This window comes from Streptomyces colwelliae, from assembly GCF_048158785.1.
GTDB lineage: Bacteria > Actinomycetota > Actinomycetes > Streptomycetales > Streptomycetaceae > Streptomyces.
In genome coordinates this window covers 1-24,158 of the sequence record NZ_JBLTJC010000106.1, presented here as the reverse complement: position 1 = coordinate 24,158, position 24,158 = coordinate 1, and the positions used below count along the sequence as shown (strand labels likewise).

The 24,158-nt window shown below is 71.6% G+C and carries 23 protein-coding genes; 7 read left to right on the top strand and 16 right to left on the bottom strand.

What is annotated here, in order from left to right:
* Positions 1–392: 392 nt before the first annotated feature.
* On the top strand, positions 393–1,040 hold the full coding sequence (locus ACNFOC_RS22740) for an SCO3374 family protein (RefSeq protein WP_416960941.1): 648 nt from the start codon (positions 393–395) through the stop codon (positions 1,038–1,040).
* Here the strand turns inward: ACNFOC_RS22740 and ACNFOC_RS22735 are convergent.
* The 10 genes from ACNFOC_RS22735 to ACNFOC_RS22690 form a co-directional block, all read right to left on the bottom strand.
* On the bottom strand, positions 1,019–1,357 hold the full coding sequence (locus ACNFOC_RS22735; RefSeq protein WP_416960940.1) for a histone-like nucleoid-structuring protein Lsr2: 339 nt from the start codon (positions 1,355–1,357) through the stop codon (positions 1,019–1,021). The genes ACNFOC_RS22740 and ACNFOC_RS22735 overlap by 22 nt on opposite strands.
* Positions 1,358–1,581: 224 nt before the next feature.
* Entirely contained in the window at positions 1,582–2,115 is a 534-nt protein-coding gene (locus ACNFOC_RS22730) for an amino-acid N-acetyltransferase (protein WP_019064250.1), read from the bottom strand.
* 9 nt (positions 2,116–2,124) lie between these two features.
* The gene (locus ACNFOC_RS22725) at positions 2,125–2,538 is read right to left on the bottom strand and encodes a BlaI/MecI/CopY family transcriptional regulator (protein WP_078623229.1); all 414 of its coding nucleotides are present in this window, start codon (positions 2,536–2,538) and stop codon (positions 2,125–2,127) included.
* Between the two features lie 133 nt (positions 2,539–2,671).
* Positions 2,672–2,851, bottom strand: coding sequence for a hypothetical protein (locus ACNFOC_RS22720; RefSeq protein ID WP_019075458.1), 180 nt, complete (start codon positions 2,849–2,851; stop codon positions 2,672–2,674).
* Positions 2,852–2,899: 48 nt separating this feature from the next.
* Positions 2,900–3,559: a serine/threonine-protein kinase gene (locus ACNFOC_RS22715; protein WP_416960944.1), complete on the bottom strand. Its 660-nt coding sequence runs from the start codon at positions 3,557–3,559 to the stop codon at positions 2,900–2,902.
* A 273-nt stretch (positions 3,560–3,832) separates the two neighbouring features.
* Complete coding sequence (locus ACNFOC_RS22710) at positions 3,833–4,630, bottom strand: type III pantothenate kinase (RefSeq protein ID WP_200680630.1); 798 nt, start codon at positions 4,628–4,630, stop codon at positions 3,833–3,835.
* Between the two features lie 2 nt (positions 4,631–4,632).
* Positions 4,633–5,610 carry a carboxylating nicotinate-nucleotide diphosphorylase gene (gene nadC / locus ACNFOC_RS22705; protein ID WP_416960939.1) on the bottom strand — a complete coding sequence of 326 codons (978 nt, stop codon included), beginning with the start codon at positions 5,608–5,610 and terminating at the stop codon, positions 4,633–4,635.
* 5 nt (positions 5,611–5,615) lie between these two features.
* Entirely contained in the window at positions 5,616–7,334 is a 1,719-nt protein-coding gene (locus ACNFOC_RS22700; RefSeq protein WP_416960938.1) for an L-aspartate oxidase, read from the bottom strand.
* On the bottom strand, positions 7,331–8,338 hold the full coding sequence (gene panC, locus ACNFOC_RS22695; RefSeq protein ID WP_416960937.1) for a pantoate--beta-alanine ligase: 1,008 nt from the start codon (positions 8,336–8,338) through the stop codon (positions 7,331–7,333). Before panC ends, ACNFOC_RS22700 begins: the two co-directional genes overlap by 4 nt.
* Positions 8,335–9,255 (bottom strand): Rossmann-like and DUF2520 domain-containing protein, encoded by a 921-nt coding sequence (locus ACNFOC_RS22690; protein ID WP_328680489.1) that lies wholly within the window; start codon positions 9,253–9,255, stop codon positions 8,335–8,337. Before ACNFOC_RS22690 ends, panC begins: the two co-directional genes overlap by 4 nt.
* 185 nt (positions 9,256–9,440) lie before the next feature.
* On the opposite strand from ACNFOC_RS22690, the gene ACNFOC_RS22685 reads away from it, so the two are divergent.
* Positions 9,441–10,658 (top strand): threonine aldolase family protein, encoded by a 1,218-nt coding sequence (locus tag ACNFOC_RS22685; protein WP_416960936.1) that lies wholly within the window; start codon positions 9,441–9,443, stop codon positions 10,656–10,658.
* Between the two features lie 586 nt (positions 10,659–11,244).
* Here ACNFOC_RS22685 and ACNFOC_RS22680 read toward each other — a convergent pair.
* A complete protein-coding gene (locus ACNFOC_RS22680) occupies positions 11,245–11,460 on the bottom strand; it encodes a hypothetical protein (RefSeq protein ID WP_416960935.1) in 216 nt (71 codons plus the stop codon).
* Between the two features lie 99 nt (positions 11,461–11,559).
* On the opposite strand from ACNFOC_RS22680, the gene ACNFOC_RS22675 reads away from it, so the two are divergent.
* Positions 11,560–12,672: a DUF5937 family protein gene (locus ACNFOC_RS22675; protein ID WP_416960934.1), complete on the top strand. Its 1,113-nt coding sequence runs from the start codon at positions 11,560–11,562 to the stop codon at positions 12,670–12,672.
* Between the two features lie 62 nt (positions 12,673–12,734).
* Here the strand turns inward: ACNFOC_RS22675 and ACNFOC_RS22670 are convergent, their stop codons facing one another.
* On the bottom strand, positions 12,735–13,406 hold the full coding sequence (locus ACNFOC_RS22670; RefSeq protein WP_327402229.1) for a response regulator: 672 nt from the start codon (positions 13,404–13,406) through the stop codon (positions 12,735–12,737).
* 98 nt (positions 13,407–13,504) lie between these two features.
* Entirely contained in the window at positions 13,505–14,710 is a 1,206-nt protein-coding gene (locus ACNFOC_RS22665; RefSeq protein WP_416960933.1) for a sensor histidine kinase, read from the bottom strand.
* A 118-nt stretch (positions 14,711–14,828) separates the two neighbouring features.
* Between ACNFOC_RS22665 and ACNFOC_RS22660 the strand changes: the two genes are divergently transcribed.
* Entirely contained in the window at positions 14,829–15,824 is a 996-nt protein-coding gene (locus ACNFOC_RS22660; protein WP_416960932.1) for an SAM-dependent methyltransferase, read from the top strand.
* Positions 15,825–15,869: 45 nt separating this feature from the next.
* Here ACNFOC_RS22660 and ACNFOC_RS22655 read toward each other — a convergent pair whose 3' ends face one another.
* Positions 15,870–17,021: an NADH-quinone oxidoreductase subunit D gene (locus ACNFOC_RS22655; protein WP_416960931.1), complete on the bottom strand. Its 1,152-nt coding sequence runs from the start codon at positions 17,019–17,021 to the stop codon at positions 15,870–15,872.
* A 31-nt stretch (positions 17,022–17,052) separates the two neighbouring features.
* Here ACNFOC_RS22655 and ACNFOC_RS22650 point away from each other — a divergent pair, with 31 nt between their 5' ends.
* Both ACNFOC_RS22650 and ACNFOC_RS22645 read left to right on the top strand, forming a co-directional pair.
* On the top strand, positions 17,053–17,553 hold the full coding sequence (locus tag ACNFOC_RS22650) for a PH domain-containing protein (protein WP_416960930.1): 501 nt from the start codon (positions 17,053–17,055) through the stop codon (positions 17,551–17,553).
* A complete protein-coding gene (locus ACNFOC_RS22645; protein WP_416960929.1) occupies positions 17,550–18,905 on the top strand; it encodes a PH domain-containing protein in 1,356 nt (451 codons plus the stop codon). Before ACNFOC_RS22650 ends, ACNFOC_RS22645 begins: the two co-directional genes overlap by 4 nt.
* 18 nt (positions 18,906–18,923) lie before the next feature.
* Here ACNFOC_RS22645 and ACNFOC_RS22640 read toward each other — a convergent pair whose 3' ends face one another.
* Positions 18,924–20,324, bottom strand: a complete 1,401-nt coding sequence (locus ACNFOC_RS22640) for a hypothetical protein (RefSeq protein WP_416960928.1) — start codon at positions 20,322–20,324, stop codon at positions 18,924–18,926.
* An 88-nt stretch (positions 20,325–20,412) separates the two neighbouring features.
* Positions 20,413–21,549: an alpha/beta hydrolase gene (locus ACNFOC_RS22635; protein WP_416960927.1), complete on the bottom strand. Its 1,137-nt coding sequence runs from the start codon at positions 21,547–21,549 to the stop codon at positions 20,413–20,415.
* 222 nt (positions 21,550–21,771) lie between these two features.
* On the opposite strand from ACNFOC_RS22635, the gene ACNFOC_RS22630 reads away from it, so the two are divergent.
* Positions 21,772–23,583, top strand: a complete 1,812-nt coding sequence (locus ACNFOC_RS22630; protein WP_416960926.1) for a phosphatidylglycerol lysyltransferase domain-containing protein — start codon at positions 21,772–21,774, stop codon at positions 23,581–23,583.
* The last annotated feature ends 575 nt before the right edge of the window (positions 23,584–24,158 follow it).

Below are 24,158 nucleotides of genomic sequence, written 5' to 3'. Positions count from 1 at the left end.
TGTCCTTCCGCAGCTTAGTCCCGCAAGCGGGGACCGCTCATTCCAACTGCCGACACCGGACCGAGAACCAACACTGCCTCCTGAACCCGAACGCCGACATCTGCTCCAACCTGATGGTGCGAGACGATGTTCCCGCAGGCCAGGCAGTTACCCTCACCATGAGTACGCCGATGGCGAACGTGAGACGCCCTTTTCTGCGTGTCGCCCCCTCCCACTAGGGATTGTCTTACCCGCAGGGACTGACACTCCATGCCGTTCGCACCGGTTCCCTCCGCTACGGGCGAACAACCTTGCGCCGCGCCGCACCCCCGAACGCCCCCTTTTCCCGTACCCAGCGCATTCGTTGGACCACCCAGCGTAACTCTCGGCCCGCTTCGGCGGTTGCTCTTGGCATGGTTGGCACAGTCCCCCCTCTCACCACGGTCCCACTCCCCCGTCGCCCGCTCGATCCGGACGACCGGCAGCGGCTCCGGTACGAGAACGAACTGGGGTGGCGCACGGTGCCCGGAGAGCCGCTACGGCTCGTCACGGGCCTGCGTTTCGACGTCCTGGACGTGCCGGTCGAGGCGGGGATCGCGGCGCTGTGGCGCCTGGGCCCGGATTCTCCGGTGGCCGTACAGGGCGACCGGATGCGGCTCCTGGTGGCCGCGGGCAGCGCGGAGGAACTTCCGGGGCTGCTGGACTGGCTGGAGTGGGGCGCTCTGGCGCCGGCGCTGGATCTGATGGCGCTCGGCGCGGACGGGCACATGGAGGCGCCGTCGTTCCCCGGGGCGAGGCCCGCAGAGGCACCGCTGCCCGGCGCGGGGCCCACGAAGGGACTGCCGCTTCCCGCGGGCCGCCCGGGTCCCTTGCAGGGGGCCGCCGTATGGCTGCGACCCCCCGAGCCGGGGTGCGAGGTCGAGGCCTCGCTGCCGACAATGCCGGCCGTGGGGGGCGTGGGGGACGCCCCTGATCTCGTACGACTTGTGGACACGATGGCCACTCAGTGCCACCGGGTACGGCTGCGGCGCTCGTGCGCTCAGCCGTTGGCCTTCTCGTAGGCCTCGCGAATGGTCGCGGGAACACGGCCGCGGTCGTTGACCTCGTAGCCGTTCTCCTTGGCCCACGCGCGGATCTGCGCGGTGTCCTGGCTGCCACCACCGGTAGCGGCGCGGGCCTTTCCGCGACCGCCAGAAGCGCGGCCACCGGTACGGCGTCCGCCCTTCACGTAAGCCTCGAGAAGACCACGGAGCTTGTCCGCATTCGCGGTGGTGAGATCGATCTCGTACGTCTTGCCGTCCAGCGCGAACGTCACCGTCTCGTCCGCCTCGCCGCCGTCGAGGTCATCGACAAGAAGGACCTGAACCTTCTGTGCCACCGGATTTCCTTTCATCGATTACTTGCGGGCCTGGGGTCTGCGGCGTCCGCCGTTTCGCCGTCCCCTGTTATATGCAGTACTGCAGTACGTCGGAAAGCAAACCGCTTTTGCTGGAAAAACACAAACCCCTGGGAGAGACGGAGTGAGCTCCCTCCTCCAGAAAGATGTGCGTTTCGGACATAGGGAACCTGGGCAGGGTGGCTCGGCCGAATTGAGCGCCGCGATCACAGATGCAGAAGCATCCGGCTGTTGCCCAAGGTGTTCGGTTTCACTCGTTCGAGACCGAGGAACTCCGCCACGCCCTCGTCATAGGAACGCAACAGCTCCGCGTAGACATCGGTGTCGACGGGTGTCTCACCGATCTCCACGAAGCCGTGCTTCGAGAAGAAGTCCACTTCGAAGGTGAGACAGAAAACGCGACGAACGCCTAGCCAACGAGCTGTGTGCAGCAACTTCTCCAGCAACTGATGGCCCACACCGGCACCCTTCAAGCCGGGCTTCACCGCGAGAGTGCGGACTTCCGCGAGGTCTTCCCACATGACATGCAGTGCCCCGCAGCCGACGACCTCGGCGTTGTCGTCCCGTTCGGCGACCCAGAACTCCTGGATGTCCTCGTAAAGAGTCACCGTCGCTTTGTCGAGCAGGATGCGACCGCGGACGTAGGCGTCAAGGAGTCGGCGCACCGCCTCGACATCGCCGGTCCGGGCCCGCCGGACGGTGATGGCTTTCGCGGTGACTTCGGGGTGCTCTGCTGACATGAGCGGACGCTATCGCCCGCCGCCCGAGGGCGCGGAGCCGGGGTTCTGGACGCCATCCGCGGGTTCGGGTGTTTCCGGTCCCTGGACGATGCGTACGGCGCTGCGCAGGGCCTCACGCTGTTCGTCGCTCATCATCCCGAAGAAGGCGACGAGAGCGGCCGCGGGGTTGTCGCTCTGGGACCAGGCATCGTTCATCAGGGCGGCGGAGTAGGCGGCTCGTGTGGAGACCGCCTCATATCGATAGGCCCGGCCTTCCGCCTCACGGCGCACCCAGCCCTTCTGATGGAGATTGTCCAAAACGGTCATCACCGTGGTGTACGCGATGGACCGTTCCTGCTGAAGGTCTTCCAGGACTTCTCGAACGGTCACCGGGCGGTTCCACTTCCACACCCGCGTCATGACCGAGTCTTCGAGTTCTCCCAATGGGCGAGGCACAGCTCAGAACCATAGTGGAAAAGGAACAAAAAGGGCGTACGACTCGGAAAGCACGCGCACGCGTGCGGGAGTCGTACGCCCTGGAAGGCGCTGTCCGAAGACGCCGCCGAAAGGGGAAGGTTCAGGCTTCGGTGGTCGAAGAGGCCTGGCGGGCACTCTCCGCGCGCGCGATGGCGGCGTCGACGGCCGCGTCCTCCTTGGCCTTCATGGCCCCGCCCTGGGTCTTCACGATGACCCGGATCAGTCCGATGAAGAACACGGCCATGACGACCGGGGGCACGAGCGCGGAGACATAGTCCATGTCCTCCAGAGTAGCCACGGGCTCCGCGGAGGACGGGGCGGGGTCGGTTCAGCCGGCGGCGAGTTGCTGCGACGGATTCGTGGGGGGCGGTGCCGGTTTGCGCCGGGGGAAGACCTCGCCCGGGGTGGGGACGGGCCGGGACGGCTTCGGGGCCGCGGGCGCCGGTGTCGGCGAGGGGCGCTCGCCAGGCCGCCCCACGGGCTTGCGTACGGGCTCCTTGGCGTCCTCCCCGGCCGGTTCCCCGGCCATCACGGAAAGGCCGCCGGAGAGGCCTCCAGGGAGCGCCAGGAGGCGGGTGCGCGAGGCCGGGACTGTCGGGGCGGGCCGGACGGTCGTACGGCGGGCGAGGCGCGCGCGTACGTCCTGTTCGGCGAGGGCGAGGCAGCGGTCCAGGAGGGCGGCGGCTGCGGGGTTCCCGCGCAGCGCCCGCAGTGCGGAGAGGTCGTCGACGTCCGGGCGGTACCCGGCGCCGAGCGCCTCCTCCAGGAGGGTCAGGTAGCCGGCGGTGGTGCCGGGCAGGGCGGCGCGGTACCGGGCGAGGTCGGCGACCAGGAAGGCGCGCAGTCGGACTCCCTCGCGTACCGCCTCGTCGAGGGATTCGGCGAGCCGGAGGCAGTCCTGGACGTCCTCGGCCGAGGCGGTTCGGGGCTGGAGGGCGAGGGCGAGAGCGCGACGGAGCACACGCAGCTCCTCCGCACCGAACGCCATGCCGCCGCGGGATCCGTATGGCGTGGGCATGCGGCGACGATACGCGCTAATCAGACAAATTCGACATAGGGGGCGGGTGTGGCGTGGGGTTTTCGCCCAGGAGCGGGCAGCGGCCGCTCCGCCGCGCACTCGGCAGCCGCGCCACGGCCGGTCCTACGGCTCCGTCGCGCGCACGGGAGCCGGTGTCGGGCGCGGCGGCACCTCGTGGGTACGTGTGAGCGACATCGGCGAGGGCACCGCCCGGCAGCAGGCCTCGGTGCCCCGCGCGCGTGGTCACATCCGCGAGACGTTCCGCTCGTAGACCAGCCGCAGGCCGATCAGCGTCAGCCAGGGTTCGTGCTCGTCGATCACCGAGGCCTCGCCCAGGACCATCGGGGCAAGGCCGCCGGTCGCGATCACCGTCACGTCCTCCGGGTCGTCGGCCAGCTCCTTGGCCATCCTGGTGACGACCCCGTCGACCTGGCCGGCGAACCCGTAGACGATGCCCGACTGCATCGCCTCGACGGTGTTCTTGCCGATCACGCTGCGCGGCCGGGCCACCTCGATCTTGCGCAGCTGGGCGCCCTTGACGCCGAGGGCCTCGACCGAGATCTCGATACCGGGGGCGATGACACCGCCGATGTACTCCCCGCGCGCGGAGACCGCGTCGAACGTGGTCGCCGTCCCGAAGTCGACGACGATCGCCGGACCGCCGTAGAGCTCGACCGCGGCGACCGCGTTGATGATGCGGTCCGCGCCGACCTCCTTGGGGTTGTCGGTGAGGATCGGGACGCCCGTCTTGACGCCCGGTTCGACGAGGACGGCGGGCACGTCTCCGTAGTAGCGGCGGGTCACCTCGCGCAGTTCGTGCAGGACGGACGGCACGGTGGCGCAGATCGCGATGCCGTCGATGCCGTCGCCCAGCTCCTCTCCGAGGAGCGGGTGCATGCCCATGAGGCCCTGGAGGAGTACGGCGAGTTCGTCGGCGGTGCGGCGCGCGTCCGTGGAGATGCGCCAGTGCTCGATGATCTCCTCGCCGTCGAAGAGGCCAAGGACGGTGTGCGTGTTGCCCACGTCGATCGTGAGGAGCATGACTACTGCGCCTCACGGAGGTCGAGGCCGATGTCCAGGATCGGCGCGGAGTGGGTCAGGGCTCCTACGGCGAGGTAGTCCACCCCGGTGTCGGCGTACGCCTTGGCGTTCTCCAGGGTGAGCCGGCCCGAGGCCTCCAGGGCGGCGCGGCCGTGGACGATGCCGACGGCCTCCGCGCACTCGCCGGGCGTGAAGTTGTCCAGCAGGATCAGGTCGGCGCCGGCGTCCAGGACCTCGCGGAGCTGGTGCAGGGTGTCGACCTCGACCTCGATCGCCACGTCCGGGAAGGCCTCCCGTACGGCCTTGAAGGCCTGGGCTACGCCGCCCGCGGCGACCACGTGGTTGTCCTTGACGAGGGCCGCGTCCGAGAGGGACATGCGGTGGTTGACGCCACCGCCGCTGCGGACCGCGTACTTCTCCAGGGAGCGCAGTCCGGGCGTCGTCTTGCGGGTGTCGCGGACCTTCGTCTTCGTGCCCTCCAGGGCGTCCGCCCACGCGCGCGTGGCGGTCGCGATGCCGGAGAGGCGGCACAGGATGTTGAGCGCGCTGCGCTCGGCGGTCAGCAGGTCACGCGTGCGCGTGGTGACCGACAGGAGCTTCTGTCCGGCCTCCACGCGGTCGCCGTCCTCCACGTGCCGCTCGACCTCGAACTCGTCGGTGCAGACCACGGAGACCACCGCTTCGGCGACCCTGAGGCCCGCCACGACACCGGCCTCGCGCGCGGTGAAGTCGGCGGTGGCGACGGCCTCTTCGGGGATGGTCGCGACGGTCGTCACGTCGACGCCGCCGGCCAGGTCCTCCTGGATGGCGACGTTGGCGATGTCCTCGACCTCCAGGGGGTCGAGTCCGGCGTCCGCCAGGAGCTCGGCGAGCGCGGGATCAAGACCGCACTCCATGTACTCCTCATCGGCGCCCGAGCCACAGGCACAGCCGTCGCCGCAGCCACCGCTGTCGGCGAGGGGAAGGTCGTGGGTGCTCACTTCTGTCACTGCTCCTGGGGACGGTGCTGCCGGGTCGGGGGGAAGTCTGCGGTGTCCGTGGTGTGTACGGCCAGCGTGCGGTCCGGATTCAGCCGTACGACGATGTGGCGGCGCCAAGCGGTGTCGTCGCGGTCGGCGTGGTCCTCGCGCCAGTGGCAGCCGCGGGTCTCCTCGCGCTGCGCGGCGGCGGTGACCAGGACGCGGGCCACGCACAGGAGGTTGGTGGCCTCCCAGGTGTCGACGCCGGGCTCGGCCGTCTTGCCGTTCTCGTCGAGGGCGTCACGGGCGTCGGTGTGCAGCTGCTGGAGCTGTCCGGCGGCCTGGGCGAGGGAGTCCGCGGAGCGCAGGACGCCCGCGCCCTCGGTCATGATCCGCTGGATCGCGAAGCGGGTCTCGGGGGCGAGCAGCGGGTGCGCGGGCTTCTGCGGGTGCGGGACCGGCTCGGGCACACGCGCGTGGAGGGCGTTCTCCGCCTGGTTCCCGGTGATGTCGGCGACGATGCGCTCGGCGTAGACCAGGCCTTCGAGGAGGGAGTTGGAGGCGAGCCGGTTCGCGCCGTGCACGCCGGTGCAGGCGACCTCTCCGCACGCGTACAGGCCGGGGACGGTCGTACGGCCCCGGGAGTCGGTGCGGACGCCCCCGGAGGCGTAGTGGGCGGCCGGGGCGACCGGGACGGGCTCGGTGACCGGGTCGATGCCGTGGCTGCGGCAGGCGGCGAGGATCGTCGGGAAGCGGTGCTCCCACATGTCGGCGCCGAAGTGCCGGGCGTCCAGGAACATGTGCTCGGCGTCCTGCTCCAGCATGCGCCGCGTGATTCCCTTGGCGACGATGTCCCGGGGCGCGAGCTCGGCGAGTTCGTGCTGGCCCACCATGAAGCGCACGCCGTCGGCGTCGACCAGGTGGGCGCCCTCGCCGCGCACCGCCTCGGAGACGAGGGGCTGCTGGCCCTCCGCGTCGGCGCCGAGGAACAGCACGGTCGGGTGGAACTGCACGAACTCCAGGTCGGAGACCTCGGCGCCCGCGCGGAGGGCGAGTGCGACCCCGTCGCCGGTCGACACGGACGGATTGGTGGTCGCCGAGAAGACCTGCCCCATGCCACCGGTCGCGAGGACCACCGCGGGCGCGTGCACCGCGCCCACACCGTCGTGCTGGCCCTCTCCCATGACGTGCAGGGTGACGCCCGCGGTACGGCCCTCCGCGTCGGTCAGCAGGTCCAGCACGAGCGCGTTCTCGATCGTGCGCAGCCCACGCGCTCGTACGGCCTCGACGAGCGCCCGGGAGACCTCGGCGCCGGTCGCGTCCCCGCCGGCGTGCGCGATACGGCGCCGGTGGTGGCCGCCCTCGCGGGCCAGCTCCAGTCCTCCTTCGGAGGACTCGTCGAAGTGGGCGCCGGTCTCGATGAGCCGCCGTACGGCGTCGGGGCCCTCGGTGACGAGGATCCGTACGGCCTCCTCGTCGCACAGGCCCGCGCCGGCCACCAGGGTGTCGTCCAGGTGCTGTTCGGGGGTGTCTCCCTCCCCGAGGGCCGCGGCGATGCCGCCCTGGGCCCAGCGGGTGGAGCCGTCGTCGAGGCGGGCCTTGGTGACGACGACCGTCCGCAGCCCGGCCGCCTCGCAGCGCAGGGCGGCGGTCAGGCCGGCCACTCCGGAGCCGACGACCACGACGTCCGCGGCGATGGACCACCCGGGGGCGGGTGCGTGCAGTCGTATGCCTGTGCTGGTCACGAGGCGGCTCCGAAGGTTCCGAAAGCGAGTGGGATGTTGTCGATCAGCCGGGTCGTCCCGACCCGGGCGGCGACGGCGAGGACGGCCTCCCCGGTGAAGTCCTCGTCGACGTCCGTGAAGTCGGACGGGTCGACCAGGGCGAGGTAGTCCAGGGCGAGCGGCGGGTCCAGACGGGCGGCGTTGTCGAGGATCAGGCGGGCGGCCGCGCGGACGGACGCCGGGTTGCCGGGGCCGGGGGCGGCCTTGGCGACGGCGTGCGCGTCGGCTGCCGCGCGGGACTCCCCTATGGCGCTGAGCGCCTCGGCACGCGCGTGCGTGGCGGGCACTTCGCGGGCCCGTGCGCGCAGCGCCTCCTGGGCGGCGTGCCGGTCGCGGCCCGCGAACAGGGCCTGGGAGAGGGCGAGCGCGGTGCGCCTCTCCTGGGGGGACAGATAGCGGTTGCGGCTGGACAGGGCCAGGCCGTCGGCCTCGCGCACGGTGGGAACGCCGACGATCTCCATGCCGAAGTTCAGGTCGCGCACCATGCGGCGGATCAGGGCGAGTTGCTGGGCGTCCTTCTGGCCGAACAGGGCGACGTCGGGGCGCGTGAGGTGCAGCAGCTTGGCTACGACGGTGAGCATGCCGTCGAAGTGACCGGGGCGGACCGCGCCCTCCAGGCGTTCGCCCATGGGACCCGCGGAGATGCGCACCTGGGGTTCGCCGCCCGGGTAGACCTCGTCCACGGAGGGCGCGAACACCACGTCCGCGCCCGCCTGTTCGGCGATCTTGAGGTCGGCGTCCAGGGTGCGCGGATAGCGGTCGAGATCCTCGCCCTTGCCGAACTGGAGCGGGTTCACGAAAACGGTGACCACGACCTCGCCGTCCGGTCCGGCGACCTCACGGGCCGTGCGGACCAGCGTGGCGTGGCCCTCGTGCAGGGCGCCCATCGTCATCACGACGGCGCGACGGCCCGCACGCGTGCGTGCGTGCAGTTCGTCGGCGGTGCGCAGCAGGGTGGTGGTCATCCGGCATCTCCCTCGGTGCCGTTGGCGAGCACTCCGAGGAGGTCCTCGGCGAGTTCCGGCTTGAGCAGCCCGTGGGCCAGCGCCCGGTCGGCGGTCGCGCGGGCCATCGCCAGATAGCCGGCGACGGTCTGGGGGGCGTGCTTGCGCAACTCGGTGACGTGCGCGGCGACGGTGCCCGCGTCCCCGCGCGCGACGGGGCCGGTGAGCGCCGCGTCGCCGGAGCGCAGGGCGTTGTCCAGGGCGGCGCCCAGCAGCGGGCCGAGCATCCGGTCGGGGGCCTCGACGCCGGCCGTGCGCAGCAGCTCCATGGACTCGGCGACCAGGGTCACCAGGTGGTTGGCGCCCAGCGCGAGGGCCGCGTGGTACAGCGGGCGGCTCTCCTCGGCGATCCACTCGGGCTCGCCGCCCATCTCGATCACCAGGGCCTCGGCGGCCAGCCGCAGCTCCTCGGGCGCGGTGACCCCGAAGGAGCACCCGGCGAGGCGTTGTACGTCCACAGGAGTGCCCGTGAAGGTCATCGCGGGGTGCAGGGCCAGCGGCAGCGCGCCGACCCGCAGGGCGGGGTCCAGGACCTTCGCGCCGTACCGCCCGGAGGTGTGCACGAGCAGCTGCCCGGGGCGTACGGCGCCGGTGTCTGCGAGGCCCTCGACGAGCCCCGGAAGGGCGTCGTCCGGAACGGTCAGCAGCACCAGGTCGGAGCGCTCCAGGACCTGCGCGGGCGTGACGACCGGGACGTCGGGGAGCATCAGCGCGGCCCGTCGCCTGGACGCGTCGGACACTCCGGAGACGGCCACCGGGCGGTGCCCGGCCAGTTGGAGCGAGGCGGCCAGCGCAGGGCCCACCCGGCCGGCGCCGACGACACCGACGGCGAGCCGCGCGGGGCGGTCCTTGGGCTCTGGCTGTTGGAATGTACTCACGCGACGGCGGCCTTCCCGTTCCAGTCCGCTCCGGGTACCGGACGATTTCTCGTCATGTTAACGCGATCGGTTCGAGGGGCGTCCGGTTGTCCACAGGCTGTGGGTTGTCACACAGCCCCGGCGTACGGGAAAGCCTGGGGAAATCCGGGTGCTCCCGCGGACCCCTGGCAGGCATCATCCGGAGCATGAGTGATGTGGCGGAACACGGTGAGGATCAGGCGGAGCAGGGCGAGCAGGGAGCGGAGCCGACAACCGAGGAGGAACGGATCCTGGGGCGTCGCAAGCGGCGTATGAGCGCGAACCGGAGCGCGGAGCGCGCCCTCGCGCGCCTCGGCTTCCTGGACCCGCTCCGCGAGCGGCTCGCGTTCCTCCAGGAGGCCGCCGAGCTGTACGACCTCGACGAGACGTCGGACATGTACGGCACCGGCATCGTCGAGACCCTGGAGAAGAGGGTCGCCGAACTGCTCGGCAAGGAGGCCGCCGCCTTCTTCCCCACCGGCACGATGGCTCAGCAGGTGGCCCTGCGCTGCTGGGCGGGCCGTACGGGCAACCCGACCGTCGCCCTGCACCCGCTCGCCCACCCCGAAGTACACGAACGGAACGCGTTCAGCCAGGTCAGCGGATTGCGCCCCGTCCATGTGACGAGCGAGCCCCGACTACCGACCGCTGACGAGGTGCGCGACTTCCCGGAGCCCTTCGGAGCGCTGATGCTCGAACTGCCCCTCCGGGACGCCGGTTTCGTCCTGCCCTCCTGGGAGGAACTCTCCGCCGTCGTCGAGGCCGCCCGCGAACGCGACGCGGTGGTCCACTTCGACGGTGCCCGCCTGTGGGAGTCCGCCCCCCACTTCGGCCGCCCGCTCGACGAGATCGCCGACCTGGCCGACAGCGTCTACGTGTCGTTCTACAAGTCCCTCGAAGGCCTCGGCGGCGCCGCGCTCGCCGGCCCGAAGACCCTGATCGACGAGGCGAAGACCTGGCGGCACCGGTACGGCGGCGCGGTCTTCCAGCAGTTCCCCACCGCGCTGACGGCACTCGCGGGCCTGGACCGGGAACTCCCCCGGCTGCCCTCGTACGTGGCCCACGCGCGCGTGGTCGCCGAGGCGCTGCGCGAGGGGTTCGCGGCGGCCGGGGTGCCCTGGACGCGCGTCCACCCCGAGCAGCCGCACACGAACGAGTTCCAGGTCTGGCTGCCGTACGACCCCGACGCCGTCGCGGAGGCCGCGATCCGACAGGCCGAGGAGACGAAGACCGCCCTCTTCGCCAACCCCTGGGACGCGAAGGGACCCAGCCTGGCGGTCACCGAGGTCTACGTACGGGCCGCCGCCCTGGAGTGGACGGCCGACGACGTGAAGGCGGCGGTCGCGGACTTCGTACTCCGACTGAAGGAGGAGACGGGCCGCTAGGAGGGGGCGGCGGGGTGGCCGGATCGGCAGCGGAATACGGGGAGCGGCCGCCCGTGAGGGTGTGCTTGGCGGTCGAGGGCTGTAAGCGAGCGGCCCGCGCGTGCGCGCCGCCGACGGGGCGGAAGGCGAGCCCGGGAGCCGGCAGGCGGCAGACGCGCGGGCTGTCACCGGCTCCCATCGGAGCCACTTCGTTCGAGAGGCGGCAAGCGGCCCGCGCGCGCAGGCCGTCAGCAGCCGGAACGCCGGGCCTCAGGCAGGTCGGGCGGAACGCGGGTGCGGGCCGTCAGCGAGCAGAGCGGGCGTGTTGGGCACGAGAAGGCCGCCGGAAGGCGGGACCGGCCGTCGGCCGGGCGGAACGCAAGGGCAGATGCCGGCAGGCGACACGTGTGCAGGCCGGCCGCGGCCAGAACGCCGGCGCCGATGTCCGCCGGGCGGAACGCGAGCGCGAGTGTCGGCCCGCCGCGCGGGTTGTCGCCCAGTGACAGGCGCCGTCACACGCGCGTGCGTGCCCCCGCAGCCCGACCGCCGAGGGCGATGTCCGTCTCCGGAACGCGCGCGGGCTCCCGGCGACGGCATCTGTGCGCCGTCAGCAAGCAGAGCGCGCCCGTGGATGCAGCCACCGGCCCAGGGCCCGCCGTAGCCGGCCGTGAGCCGGGTGTTCCGTGATGACCGCGCGGAACTGCCGGTAGTCGCGCAGTTCGCGGGCGGTCCGCCAGTCGTGGGTGCCGGGCGGGGGCGGCGGGGTCTCGCCGAGCCGCTGGGCGCGGTAGGTGTCGAGGAGGTACTGCTGGGTGACGCTCATGTCTCCAGGCTGCGCCGCCGCCCGGCGGCTGTCGCGTCGATTGACGGGCGCCGTCAAACGAGGGGGGCGTTGTCAGTGGCGAGGTGCACGATTGGGGACATGAGCGTGCACATCGACATCACCGGGCTGCGGCCGGAGCGGATCACCTTCGCGCCCTCACCCCTGGGCGAGCTGTGCATGGCGCTGCACGCGATGTCCGAGCCGGGGCACCACCCCGGCCTCCAGGGCTGGGTCACCGGCGTCACCGCCCGGCTCGACCCGCATCTGGCCGACCGGATGTGCGAGGCGGACTTCCTGTGGCGGTCGACGTTCTCCGACCTGTTCCTGCCGTACGCGGGCATCCCGGGCCGCGACACCCTCCCCGGGGCCACGCTCGCCGAGGAGCTGGACCTGCTGGACAAGCTGACGGACGAGCAGTTCGTGGACGCGGCCATGGAGTTCACCACCTGCGCGATCTCCTACAGCACGGGTGGACCCGGCCCGCTCACCGACGCCGGCATCCGGCGGCGCGCCCTGGAGCAGGCGGCCGCGCGCGGTCCGCATCAACTGGCGTTCACCGAGCGGCTGTTGGCCGACCCGCCGCGGACCAGGGCCTGGCTGCGGCAGTTCCTGGAGGACTGCGACGAGGCGTTCTTCGCGGAGACCTGGTCCCGGATGCACCACCAACTCGCCGGCGACGCCCGCCACAAGACGGATCTCCTGCACCACAAGGGCCTGGCGGAGGCGCTGACGTCGATGTCCACCGCGGTGACCCTCGACGAGGGCGCCACACTCATCACCGTCGACAAACTCGGCACCGGCCGGACGGCGACCCAGGACGGCGGTCTCCTCCTGGTGCCCACGGCCCTGGGCTGGCCGCACCTGACGGTCCTGTACCGGTACGGCTGGCAGCCCGTCGTGCACTACCCCGTGCACAACACCCCCAAGCTCGCCGCGCCGACCTCCCTGGAGCAGCTGACCCTGCGGATGACCGCCCTGTCCCACCCGGTCCGCATGCGCCTGTGCCGCAGCCTGGCCCGCAGCGCGTTCACCACGAGCGAGCTGACCCAGGTGCACGGCATGACCGCCCCCGAGATATCCCGCCACCTCGGCGTCCTGAAGAAGGCCGGCCTGATCACCACCCGCCGCCGCGGCCGCTACGTCCTGCACCAGCTGGACGTCACGATGGTGGCCCGCCTGGGCAGCGACTTCCTGGAGGGCATCCTCAGGTAGGCGGCACCGGGCGGACAGCGGCCCCCGTAGAGCCGTATCGCCGTAGACCGCCGGCGGTCTCCTCAGCCGTGGCCGCCCGCCCGCACCAGCCCCGTCTCGTACGCCAGGACGACGACCTGCACCCGGTCCCGCAGGCCGAGCTTCGTCAGGATGCGGCCGACGTGGGTCTTCACGGTCGCCTCGGACAGCACCAGGCGGGCCGCGATCTCGCCGTTGGACAGGCCCTGGGCGACGAGGATCATGACCTCGCGCTCGCGCTCGGTGAGCCGCTCCAGCTCCTTGTGCCGGGGCTCCTTGCCGGTGGCGGGCAGCATCGGGGCGAAGCGGTCCAGGAGGCGCCGGGTCGTCGACGGCGCCACCACGGCGTCCCCGCTGTGCACGGAGCGGATCGCGGTGAGGAGTTCGCCGGGCGGCACGTCCTTGAGCATGAAGCCGGAGGCACCGGCCTTCAGCCCGGAGAAGGCGTACTCGTCGAGGTCGAAGGTGGTCAGGATCAGCACCTTCGGCGGGTTCTCGCCCTGGCAGATGCGGCGGGTGGTCTCCACCCCGTCCAGCTTCGGCATACGGACGTCCATCAGCACGACGTCGACCGCGGTCGCGGCCAGCACCTGAAGGGCCTCGACGCCGTCGCCCGCCTCGGCGACGACCTCCATGTCCGGCTGGGCGGCGAGCACCATCCGGAACCCGGTGCGCAGCAGCACCTGGTCGTCGACGAGCATCACGCGGATCGCCATCGGGTCCTCTTCCGTTCCGTCAAAAGGATCGTTCAACAATTGCTTCAACCGGTCGTTCAACAGTTCGTTACAGGTGTCAACACCCGGCGTACGAAAGGTCAGTGCGCGGGTTTCAGCGGCAGCAGCGCGCTGATGCGGAAACCGCCGCCCGGACGTGGGCCCGCGTCCAGGGTGCCCCCGACCATGCCCACCCGCTCACGCATACCGATCAGACCATGCCCCTGGCCGTCGGCTCCGCCCTCCTCGTACAGCTCGTGCGGGGCACCCTTGCCGTCGTCCTCGACGAGCAGCCCGAGACCGTCGTCGAAGTAGACCAGCCGCACACTGGCGCCCGTGTTCGGACCACCGTGCTTGCGGGTGTTGGTGAGCGCCTCCTGGACGATCCGGTACGCCGTCAGCTCGACGCCGCTCGGCAGCGGGCGCGGGGTCCCCTCGACCTTGAAGTCGACGGGCAGCCCGGACGTACGGCACTGCTCGACCAGGTCGTCGATCTGCTCGACGTCCGGCTGCGGAACGTACTCGCCGGCCTCCTTGTGCTCGCCGGTGCGCAGCACGCCCAGCAGGCGGCGCATCTCGGCGAGGGCCTGGCGGCCGGTGGAGGAGATCGTCTCCAGGGCCTTCTTCGCCTGGTCCGGCGCCGAGTCGAGGACATAGGCGGCGCCGTCGGCCTGGACCACCATCACCGACACGTTGTGCGCGACCACGTCGTGCAGCTCGCGGGCGATGCGGGCGCGCTCGGCGGCCACCGCGACCTTCGCCTGCGCCTCGCGCTCCTTCTCCAGCCGGGCGGCGCGCTCCTCCAGCTGCGCGAAGTACGCGCGCCGGGTGCGCATCGAGTCGCCGAGCACCCAGGCCAGCGCGAACGGCACCGTCTGGAAGATCGCCAGCGCGACCAGCCCGGCGGAACTGGTGTGGTCCTGTGGCCAGCGGATCTGCGCCAGGGTCGCCGCGGACAGACCGGAGGCCAGGGCGAAGCGCGAGGCCCAGCGGGCACCGACCGCGGCGACCGTGTAGACGATCACCAGCATGGCGAAGTCGGCCACCACGGGCTCGACGTCGAGGACCAGTTGCACGAGGCCCGTCGCGCTGGCCAGGAGGAGCATCTTCTCCGGCCAGCGGCGGCGCAGCGCGATCGCCACACACATCACGGCGGACGCCCCGATCGCCCCGCCCGCCGTCCCGTGACGGCCCGACGCGTAGCTGGTACTCGCGATGCTCACGCCGCTCAGCCCCAGCAGGAAGACAGCCCAGAAGGTGTCGACCCATGTCGGGTGTCTGCGGAGGAAGTCGTAGAGGCGCTGCACGTAACCCAGCGTAGGGATGCGTGCAGTGTGCCGGGGTCAACCGGAGGATCGATCCGTATACGTCCCGCGTACTCCCCAAGGTGGAGGCCCCGTTGTCCTGTGCACTTAGTCTGACGGCGTGACGGAAGACACCACGGGCCGGTGGCGCGGCTGGCGGACGGCGGCCGAGGACGCCCTGTACGGGCCCGAGGGCTTCTACCGCAGACCCGAGGGACCCGCCGGACACTTCCGTACGTCCGTGCACGCGTCGGCGCTGTTCTCGGGCGCCGTGGCACGGCTGCTGTGCCGCGTGGACGAGGCGTTGGACCGGCCGGCCACGCTGGACTTCGTGGATCTGGCCGCCGGCCGCGGTGAGCTGGTGACCGGCGTACTCTCCGCGCTGCCCGCCGAAGTGGCCGCACGCGTGCGTGCGTACGCCGTCGAGATCGCCGACCGTCCCGCAGGGCTCGATCCCCGCGTCGAGTGGCTGGCCGAGCCCCCGAAGGGCGTCACCGGGCTGCTGTTCGCCAACGAGTGGCTGGACAACGTGCCCGTCGAGGTGGCCGAGGTGGACGACGCCGGCGTACCGCGGCTCGTGCTCGTACGGGAGGACGGGACCGAACGGCTCGGGGAGCCCCTCTCCGGAGCGGAGGCCGAGTGGCTGGCCCGGTGGTGGCCACCGGCGTCCGAGGTAGGGCTGCGCGCCGAGATCGGCCTCCCCAGGGACACGGCGTGGGCGTCCGCCGTCGCCGCCGTCGACAGGGGGCTCGCGATCGCCGTCGACTACGCGCACACCAGGGACACCCGCCCTCCGTTCGGCACGCTCACCGGTTTCCGCGAGGGCCGCGAGACGGCACCCGTACCGGACGGCTCGTGCGACATCACGGCGCACGTCGCACTGGACGCCTGCGCACTCCCCGGCGCACGCCTGCTCACCCAACGCGCCGCCCTGCGCGCCCTCGGCGTCACAGGCGCGCGCCCCCCGCTCACGCTGGCCTCCACCGACCCGACGACGTACGTCCGCGCCCTCGCGAGCGCCGGAGAAGCCGCCGAACTCACCGCACCGGGCGGACTCGGCGACTTCGGCTGGCTCGTGCAGGCGGTCGGGATTCCGGACCCGCTGCACGAGCCGTAACGCGCCCTACTGGCCGCCGTTTTCCCCGCTTGGCAATGTCCCCGACTACTTGTCGATGTCCCCGACCACGAAGAACAACGACCCCAGAATCGCCACCATGTCCGCCACCAGCGTCCCCGGCAGCAGCACGGCGAGCGCCTGGATGTTGTTGTACGACGCCGAGCGCAGCTTCAGCCGGTACGGGGTCTTCTCGCCCTTGCTGACGAGGTAGTAGCCGTTGATGCCGAGCGGGTTCTCGGTCCACGCGTACGTGTGCCCCTCGGGCGCCTTGAGGACCTTCGGGAGCCGCTGGTTGATCGGACCGGGCTCCAGCTCGGCGAGCCGGTCGAGGCACGCGTCCGCGAGGTCGAGGGCGTTGTGGGTCTGCTCCAGGAGCACCTCGAAGCGGGCGAGACAGTCGCCCTCCTGGCGCGTGACGACCTTCAGGGTGTCCTGGAGTTCGCCGTACGCGAGGTACGGCTCGTCGCGCCGCAGGTCGAAGTCGACGCCCGAGGCACGTGCGATGGGCCCGCTCACGCCGTACGCGTGCACGGCCTCCGGAGGCAGTTCGCCCACCCCGCGCGTGCGCCCCCGGAAGATCTCGTTGCCGAGCACCAGGTCGTCGAAGCGGTCCATGCGGGAGCGCACGGCGGCGACGGCCTCACGCGCGCGTGAGGCCCATCCGGCAGGCAGGTCCTCCTTGAGGCCGCCCACGCGGTTGAACATGTAGTGCATGCGCCCGCCGGAGACCTCCTCCATGACGTTCTGGAGCACCTCGCGCTCCCGGAACGCGTAGAACACCGGGGTGATACCGCCCAGTTCGAGGGGGTACGACCCCAGGAACATCAGGTGGTTGAGCACCCGGTTCAACTCGGCGAGCAGCGTGCGCGTCCACACCGCGCGCGGGGGCACCTCCATACCGAGCATCCGCTCCACGGCGAGGACCACGCCCAGCTCGTTCGAGAAGGCCGACAGCCAGTCGTGGCGGTTGGCGAGCATGATGATCTGGCGGTAGTCGCGCGCCTCGAAGAGCTTCTCGGCGCCGCGGTGCATATAGCCGATCACCGGTTCCGCGTGCTGGATGCGCTCGCCGTCCAGGACGAGCCGCAGCCGCAGCACACCGTGCGTGGAGGGGTGCTGGGGGCCGATGTTGAGCACCATGTCGGTGCTCTCCGCGCCGCCGCCGATCCCGACCATGGTCTCCGTCGTGGGAGTCATGGACACAGTCTCTCGTACGTACGCTTGCGGCATGGAAACGGGGACTGCCGCCCAGGACGGCGCGGCGCGCGAGCCGGTGTGGACCGGGCTACCGCCAGGGCTGTTGAAGATGCGACGGCTGTTGCTGGTGGTGTGGCTGGGACTGCTGGCCGTGGTTCTGGGCGTACTCCTGAACCTGTTCGCCGGGTCCGCCTGGGCGGCGTTCGCGCTGCTGCCGCTCGCCCTGATGGCGTGGGGCTGGGTGCTGCTGGGCCGCAACTGGCGCTCCTGGAGGTATGCCGAGCGCGCCGACGACCTGCTGATCAGCAAGGGTGTGCTGTGGCACCACGAGACGATCGTGCCCTACGGGCGGATGCAGCTCGTGGAGGTGACCTCGGGGCCCGTGGAGCGGCATTTCGGACTGGCGAGCGTGCAGCTGCACACGGCGGCCGCGGCGACCGACGCGACGATTCCGGGGCTCGTCCCGGCCGAGGCCGAACGGCTGCGCGACCGGCTCACCGAGCTGGGCGAGGCCCGATCGGCGGGGCTGTGACGACGCCGGGCGCCGACAAGGACGTACCCGAGGCGACCGAGGTCCTGCGGGAGGAAGTGCCGCTCGCGGAGCGGCGGTTGCATCCGGTGACGCCGCTGCGCCGGGCGTGGGCGCCGGTCGCCGTGATCATCGGGTGGGCGGTGCACGACCCCAACCAGGCGCAGGAGCAGCTGACCCGGCTGACCACGGTCACGCTGCTCGTCGGGCTCGCCGTGTTCGTCCCGGCGGCCGCCCTGTACGGCTTTCTGACCTGGTGGTTCACGCACTTCGCGGTGACCGACACCGAACTGCGCATCCGTACCGGCCTGTTGTTCCGGCGCACCGCGCACATCCGGCTGGAACGCATCCAGGCGATCGATGTGACGCAGCCCCTCCTCGCGCGCGTGGCGGGTGTCGCCAAGCTGAAGCTGGACGTCGTGGGGACGGACAAGAAGGACGAGCTCGCCTTCCTGGGCGAGGGCGAGGCGCGGTCGCTGCGGGCCGAACTCCTCGCGCGGGCGGCCGGTTTCGCGCCCGAGACGGCGCACGAGGTCGGCGAGGCGCCCGCGCGGCAGCTCCTGCACGTGCCCGCCGGCGTCCTCGCGGTGTCCCTCGTGCTGACCGGCGCCACCTGGGGTTCGCTGGCCGCCGCACTCGTCGTACCGCCGCTCCTGTGGTTCGCCACCCACAGCGTGTGGACGGTCCTCGCGACCGCGCTGCCGCTGCTGGGCGCGGCGGGCGCGAGCAGTGTGGGGCGGTTCGTCGGCGAGTACGACTGGACGGTGGGCGAGTCCCCGGACGGGCTGCGCATCGACCACGGGCTGCTCGACCGTACGCACGAGACGGTGCCGCCGGGGCGCGTGCAGACCGTGCGGATCGTGGAGCCGCTGCTGTGGCGGCGGCGCGGCTGGGTGCGGGTCGAGCTGGACGTGGCCGGTTCGTCCAACTCCGTGCTGGTGCCGGTCGCCCCGCGCGAGATCGCCGAGTCGGTCGTCGCGCGCGTGCTGCCCGGCGTGACGGTCCCGCCGCTCGCGGCGCTGTCCCGCCCGCCGCGACGGGCCGGCCGGTGCGTGCCGCTGTGGTGGCGCGGCTACGGCCTCGCGGTCACCGACACGGTGTTCGCGGCCCGGCACGGACTGCTGCGCCGGAGCCTGGCGCTGGTGCCGCACGCGAAGGTGCAGAGCGTACGGCTGAGCCAAGGGCCCTGGGAGCGTCTCTGGCGGCTTGCCGAGGTGCACGTGGACACCGGGGCCAACAAGACCGTCACAGCGCGTCTGCGGGACGCCGAGGAGGCCGCGGAGCTGCTCGGCGGGCAGGCCGAGCGGTCACGGACGGGCCGCAGGGACGCGCGGCCGGACCGTTGGATGGCCTGACGTCACGTCAGGCCCCGTTCAGGAAGCCGCGCTGCGCAGCCCGTGGAGGTTGATCTGCTCGGTCTCGTCGTGTGCCGTGAGGTCGATGACCTGGCCGACGCCGACATCGCGCGACCGCTCGTCGGCCGGCTTGAACTGCGCCTCGGCCTCCGCCTTGTGCACGTCGAGGGCCTCCTGGCCCACCACGTCGGCGAGATCCTCGTTCTGCACGGCGTCCATCGCGGCGGACGTCGCCCCCTTCTGCATACCGAAGAAGTCGAACCCGCCCTCGACCATCGGCCGCCGAACGGGAGACGCCGGTACGACCGCCACCGCGGTCGGCACGGTGAAGTGGCCGGACGGCTGCGCGGACGGGGCGAGTTGGGCGGGCTGTGCGGACTTCGCGGCCAGGGGAACGGCGGCCGCGTGCTCATGCCCGTCGACCGCCTCGGGCTTCCCCTCCGCCTCGTCCTCCTGCGCGGCCTCCGACTCGGCACCGCGGCTGTCGGCCCGCACCGGGGCGGGCTCGGCCCGCGCGGTGTCCTCGTCCTTGTCCTTGGGAGCGAGGTTCTTGGGCGCAGGTCCGTTCGGCGCGAGGTCCTTGGGCTCGGAGTCCTTGGGCTCGGAGTCCTTCGGCTCGGAGTCCTTCGGCGCGCGCGCCGGGGTCTCGTTGTCGTCGTCGAGCTTGCCCAGCGCCGCCTTGGCGCGCAGGAACAGCTTCGACCCCTCCGGGGAGAACACCGTGGACTCCGCGGGCTTCTCCGCGCCGGCCGCGACGGCCTCGGCCGCCTCCGGCTCCTCGTCCTCGGCGTCGATCCCGCCTTCGGCGTCCGTCTCGTCCTCGGAGTCGACCGGAGCAGCCACAGCCTCGGTGTCGTCCGTCGCGAGATCGTCGTCCTGGAGCTCCAGGTCCGTGTCCACGTCCGCCGCCGAGGCGTCCTCGTCGCCGTCCGCCGGAACCGGCGGCAACGCGCGCGTGGGTTCCGCGGCCTCTATCTCCAGCAGGCGGCGGCCCTCCAGGGCGCTCGCGCGCTCGGTCTCCGCCGTCGCGTACCGGCGCAGCAGCGCCGCGTGTTCGTTGCGCAGGCCCGCCAGTTCCGTGCGCTTGGCGCGCAGCTTGTGCTCCAGCTTGACGCGGAGTTCGCGCGACTCGTCGAGGTCGGCCTCGAGTTCGGCGAGCCGCTCCTCGTAGCGCCACTCGTCGCTCGTACGCGCGCGTATCAGGTCGGCCACCTGCTTGCCCGCCTGTGTGTCCCAGCGGCGCATGAACGCCGCGCCGACGAGCGCGGTCGCGGCGGCGATCGCCGCGACTATGCGGAGTGCGGCCGGTTGCGAGAAGATCCAGGGCCCGAAGGCGCAGACGAGCGACACGCCTGCGATCGCCGAGGGGGGCAACAGCCGGTGCAACGGCGGGGAATGGCGGTGACGTCCACGTGGCATGGCCAGAAACTTACCGCGCGTAGGCGAATGATGGTGCCCCGCCCGGTAAAAACACAGCCACCCCTCTTCCCTCACACGGATTCGGTGGTCACTTCCACCAGTCGGTGAGCCGCCCGCTGATCCACTGGAGGGCCGGCGGGATCTCCCGTCGCCAGGTGTTGAAGTTGTGCCCGCCGCTCTCCAGGATGATCGACGAGATACGGGTGGAGTTCTTGGCCTTCACCTGGTCGATGAATTTCAGGGTGTCTTTGTAGTTGTGTTCGCCGATCCTGCTGCTGGTGACGAGCAGTGAGGTGTCGGGCCCGGGCCGGTGCTTGAGGTACCACCACAGGTTCGCCTCGTTCCGCAGCGTCCTGTTCCCCTGGAAGAGGTCGCCCGTGGTGGGGTCGCTCGGCGCCTTGTAGTACGGCGACAGGCCGGCCCCGGCGGCGTACACCCCGGGGTGGTGCATGGCGAGCTTCAGGGCGCAGTATCCGCCCGTGGAATCGCCGATGATGCCCCAGCTCCTGGGCTTTTTGCCCACCCTGTAGTGGGCCGCCACGGCGTCGGGAAGGTCCTTGGCGAAGAACGACTCGGTCTGCGGCCCGCCCGGGACGTCCACGCACTCCGTGTCGCGCGGCGGCGCCACCGTGGGCCGCATCATCACCAGGATCATCGGTTGCATACGGCCGTTCCTGGCCAGCCCCAGGGCCGTGCGCGGGTAGTTCAGCTTGTCGACGAGCGCCTGGGCGGTGCCCGGATAGCCCGTGAGGACGACCGTCGCCGGGAACGAGCGCGTGCGGTACTGCGGCTGGAAGTACTCCGGCGGCAGGTACACGTAGGCGGGGGTGGCGATGTGGGTCGTACGGCCGACTATGTCGACCCGCTGCACCTGGCCCACGCTCTGCGGCCGTGAGGAGCCGCCCGGTGCGTCCACCCGCCGGGTCTCGACCACTTGGACCGGTCCGCCCGCGCCCTGGAGCGCCGAGTTGTCGACGACCACTCCCTGGTCGGTCTCCTTGCCGAACAGGTCGGCCCAGCTGGCGTAGAACCCGAAGGCCTGGTTGGCGCCGAGGCCCACGGAGAGGAAGAGCACCAGCTGGGTGGCCAGGAGCAGGCCGACGCGTCCGCTGACGGCCCGCCAGTTCCGTCTGGCCAGGCGGGGCCAGAGCCATACCGTGCCGATGAACAGCAGCACCGCGCATGCGAACGCAAGTACCAGCACCTTGTTGCTCGTGAGTCCCATGAGCTGTCCCCGCCTGCGCTTTCCGCCACGGCCACCCAACCTTCGCGAGTGTTTGCCCCTGGCTTTCCTCTGCCTTTGAACCGGCTTTCCGATGAGGAAGGAACCTCCTTCCCCTAGACACCGTCCTAGAGGGCGCAATGTCGCCGGATGCCCGAATCGGGCCCGGATCCAAGGTCTCTCGCAGAACTACGGGATGCGATGTCTGTCAGGATAGATGGGGAATTGTCGGGTGGGGTTCCGAGCCGTTCAGGCCGGGTCCGGCGCATAGTCCGAGGTCCGCGCCCCGAGGTCGTTCCCACGCTCGTCGCCAGGGCCTGTGCCCTCGTCGGCCTGCTGGACATCGCCGCGGGGGTGTTCCCGCGCTTCCGGCACAGCCGTATGCACACCATGGCGGAGGTACTGCCGGGGGCGCTCGGTCCCTTCGCGGCGGCGCTCGCGCTCAGCACCGGCGTGCTGTTGCTGCTCCTGGCGCACGGGCTCAGGCGGCGCAAGCGCCGGGCCTGGCGCGCCGCGGTGGCACTGCTGCCGGCGGGCGCGGTGGCGCAGTTCGCGTACCGGCACTCGCTCATAGGAGTCGTCATCTCGGCCGCGCTGCTCGCGCCGCTGCTGCTGCACCGGGACGAGTTCCGGGCGCTGCCCGACCCGCGCAGCAGGTGGCGCGCGCTCGCCAACTTCGTACTCATGGGCGCCGGTTCCCTCGTCCTCGGACTGGTCATCGTCAGCGTCCACTCCAAGCGCATGGTCGGCGACCCGAGCCTGGCCGACCGGATCACGCACGTGCTGTACGGCCTGATCGGCTTCGAGGGCCCGGTCGACTACGAGGGCAGCACCTCCTGGACGGTCGCGTTCTCGCTGGGCGCCCTCGGCCTGCTCACCGCCGTGACGACGATCTACCTCGCGTTCCGGCCCGAACACCCGGCCGCGCGGCTCACCCCGGAGGACGAGACGCACCTGCGCGCCCTCCTGGAGAAGCACGGCCGGCGCGACTCGCTCGGCCACTTCGCGCTGCGCCGGGACAAGGCCGTCGTCTTCTCGCCCAGCGGCAAGGCGGCGGTGACGTACCGCGTCGTCTCCGGGGTGATGCTCGCCAGTGGTGACCCGATCGGCGACGTGGAGGCCTGGCCGGGCGCCATCGAGCGGTTCATGGACGAGGCGAAGGCCCACTCCTGGACGCCGGCCGTCATGGGCTGCTCGGAGACGGGCGGCGAGGTGTGGACCCGCGAGACCGGCCTCGACGCCCTCGAACTCGGCGACGAGGCGGTGGTCGACGTGGCGGATTTCTCGCTCGCCGGGCGCGCGATGCGCAACGTACGCCAAATGGTGAAGCGCATCGAGCGGGCCGGCTACGAAACCCGGGTACGGCGTGTACGTGACCTCGGCGAGGGCGAGTTGGAGCGGATCCGGCTCGCCGCGGAGGCCTGGCGGGGCACCGACACCGAGCGCGGTTTCTCCATGGCGCTCGGCCGCATCGGCGACCCGGAGGACGGTGACTGCTTCATCGCCACCGCCCACAAGACGGACGAACAGCCGGGCGAGTACGGCGACTTGAAGGCGATCCTGCACTTCGTGCCCTGGGGCACCGACGGCATGTCGCTGGACCTGATGCGCCGCGACCGCGCGGCGGACCCGGGGATGAACGAGCTGCTGATCGTGGCCTCCCTCCAGGCGGCACCGAAGCTCGGCATCACGCGCGTGTCGCTCAACTTCGCCATGTTCCGCGCGGCACTCGCGCGGGGCGAGAAGATCGGCGCGGGCCCGGTGCTGCGCGCCTGGCGCGGACTGCTCGTCTTCCTGTCCCGCTGGTTCCAGATCGAGTCCCTGTACAAGTTCAACGCGAAGTTCCAGCCCCGCTGGGAACCCCGCTTCGTCGTCTACCGCGCCTCCGGCGACCTCCCCCGCATCGGCTTCGCCGCCATGCAGGCGGAAGGCTTCGTCAACCTGGCCCTCCCGCTCCCGCGCTTCCTCCGGCGCCGCACGGCCGCGGCCCCGGCATGCGCCCACGGGCTGGCGGAACGGGATGTACGGGCGGCCTGACCGAAGGGCCCGACCCGAGCGAGCACCTCAGCTCCGGCTGGGGGCATCGCCCGGGCCGGGCCGAGGCTTTCTGCCCGGCTGGCCCGGAGGTCTTCGCAAGGACCGAGGGCCGAGGACCACAGAGCGCTGCGGCGACGGACGCGGTCCGGTCCAGTCCGGTCCGCCGCGGGTCGCGGGCGACCACGGCAAGGGCCAGCACCCGCCGACAGACGCCCCGAGGCCGCAAGCTCCGCTAACAGGCCCTCGCGCGCCTTCCCCCTCCCTGTGGAGCAGGCCGACCACAGGAGCACCGCCCGGTCCACCGTGGGTCGCAAGCGACCACGGCAGAGACCGATGCCCGCCGACAGACGCCCCGAGGCCGCATTCCAGTACGACGCAGCCGCGCACGACCGCCGCGAAGACGGACCGCCACCGGACGGCCCACGGCCGATCACCCCACCCCCACAGGCCGTCCGATCGACGTCGTGACCGCCTGCGCGGAGAGCCGGTCCAGCTGGCGGGCGTAGCCGACCGCCGCGTGCACCATGGCCTGTTCGTTGCGGCCCTGGTGGAACGGCATCGTGTCCTCGCCGGCT

What these genes read in the sequence shown, in the direction of transcription:
- ACNFOC_RS22715 (WP_416960944.1), bottom strand. Translation starts at nt 3,559, where the DNA reads ATGGCGTTCGGTGCGGAGGAGCTGCGTGTGCTCCGTCGCGCTCTCGCC.
- ACNFOC_RS22675 (WP_416960934.1), top strand. Translation starts at nt 11,560, where the DNA reads ATGAGCGTGCACATCGACATCACCGGGCTGCGGCCGGAGCGGATCACC.
- ACNFOC_RS22720 (WP_019075458.1), bottom strand. Translation starts at nt 2,851, where the DNA reads ATGGACTATGTCTCCGCGCTCGTGCCCCCGGTCGTCATGGCCGTGTTC.
- ACNFOC_RS22635 (WP_416960927.1), bottom strand. Translation starts at nt 21,549, where the DNA reads ATGGGACTCACGAGCAACAAGGTGCTGGTACTTGCGTTCGCATGCGCG.
- ACNFOC_RS22640 (WP_416960928.1), bottom strand. Translation starts at nt 20,324, where the DNA reads ATGCCACGTGGACGTCACCGCCATTCCCCGCCGTTGCACCGGCTGTTG.
- ACNFOC_RS22685 (WP_416960936.1), top strand. Translation starts at nt 9,441, where the DNA reads ATGAGTGATGTGGCGGAACACGGTGAGGATCAGGCGGAGCAGGGCGAG.
- ACNFOC_RS22730 (WP_019064250.1), bottom strand. Translation starts at nt 2,115, where the DNA reads ATGTCAGCAGAGCACCCCGAAGTCACCGCGAAAGCCATCACCGTCCGG.
- panC (WP_416960937.1), bottom strand. Translation starts at nt 8,338, where the DNA reads ATGACCACCACCCTGCTGCGCACCGCCGACGAACTGCACGCACGCACG.
- ACNFOC_RS22680 (WP_416960935.1), bottom strand. Translation starts at nt 11,460, where the DNA reads ATGAGCGTCACCCAGCAGTACCTCCTCGACACCTACCGCGCCCAGCGG.
- ACNFOC_RS22740 (WP_416960941.1), top strand. Translation starts at nt 393, where the DNA reads ATGGTTGGCACAGTCCCCCCTCTCACCACGGTCCCACTCCCCCGTCGC.
- ACNFOC_RS22650 (WP_416960930.1), top strand. Translation starts at nt 17,053, where the DNA reads ATGGAAACGGGGACTGCCGCCCAGGACGGCGCGGCGCGCGAGCCGGTG.
- ACNFOC_RS22710 (WP_200680630.1), bottom strand. Translation starts at nt 4,630, where the DNA reads ATGCTCCTCACGATCGACGTGGGCAACACGCACACCGTCCTTGGCCTC.
- ACNFOC_RS22655 (WP_416960931.1), bottom strand. Translation starts at nt 17,021, where the DNA reads ATGACTCCCACGACGGAGACCATGGTCGGGATCGGCGGCGGCGCGGAG.
- ACNFOC_RS22670 (WP_327402229.1), bottom strand. Translation starts at nt 13,406, where the DNA reads ATGGCGATCCGCGTGATGCTCGTCGACGACCAGGTGCTGCTGCGCACC.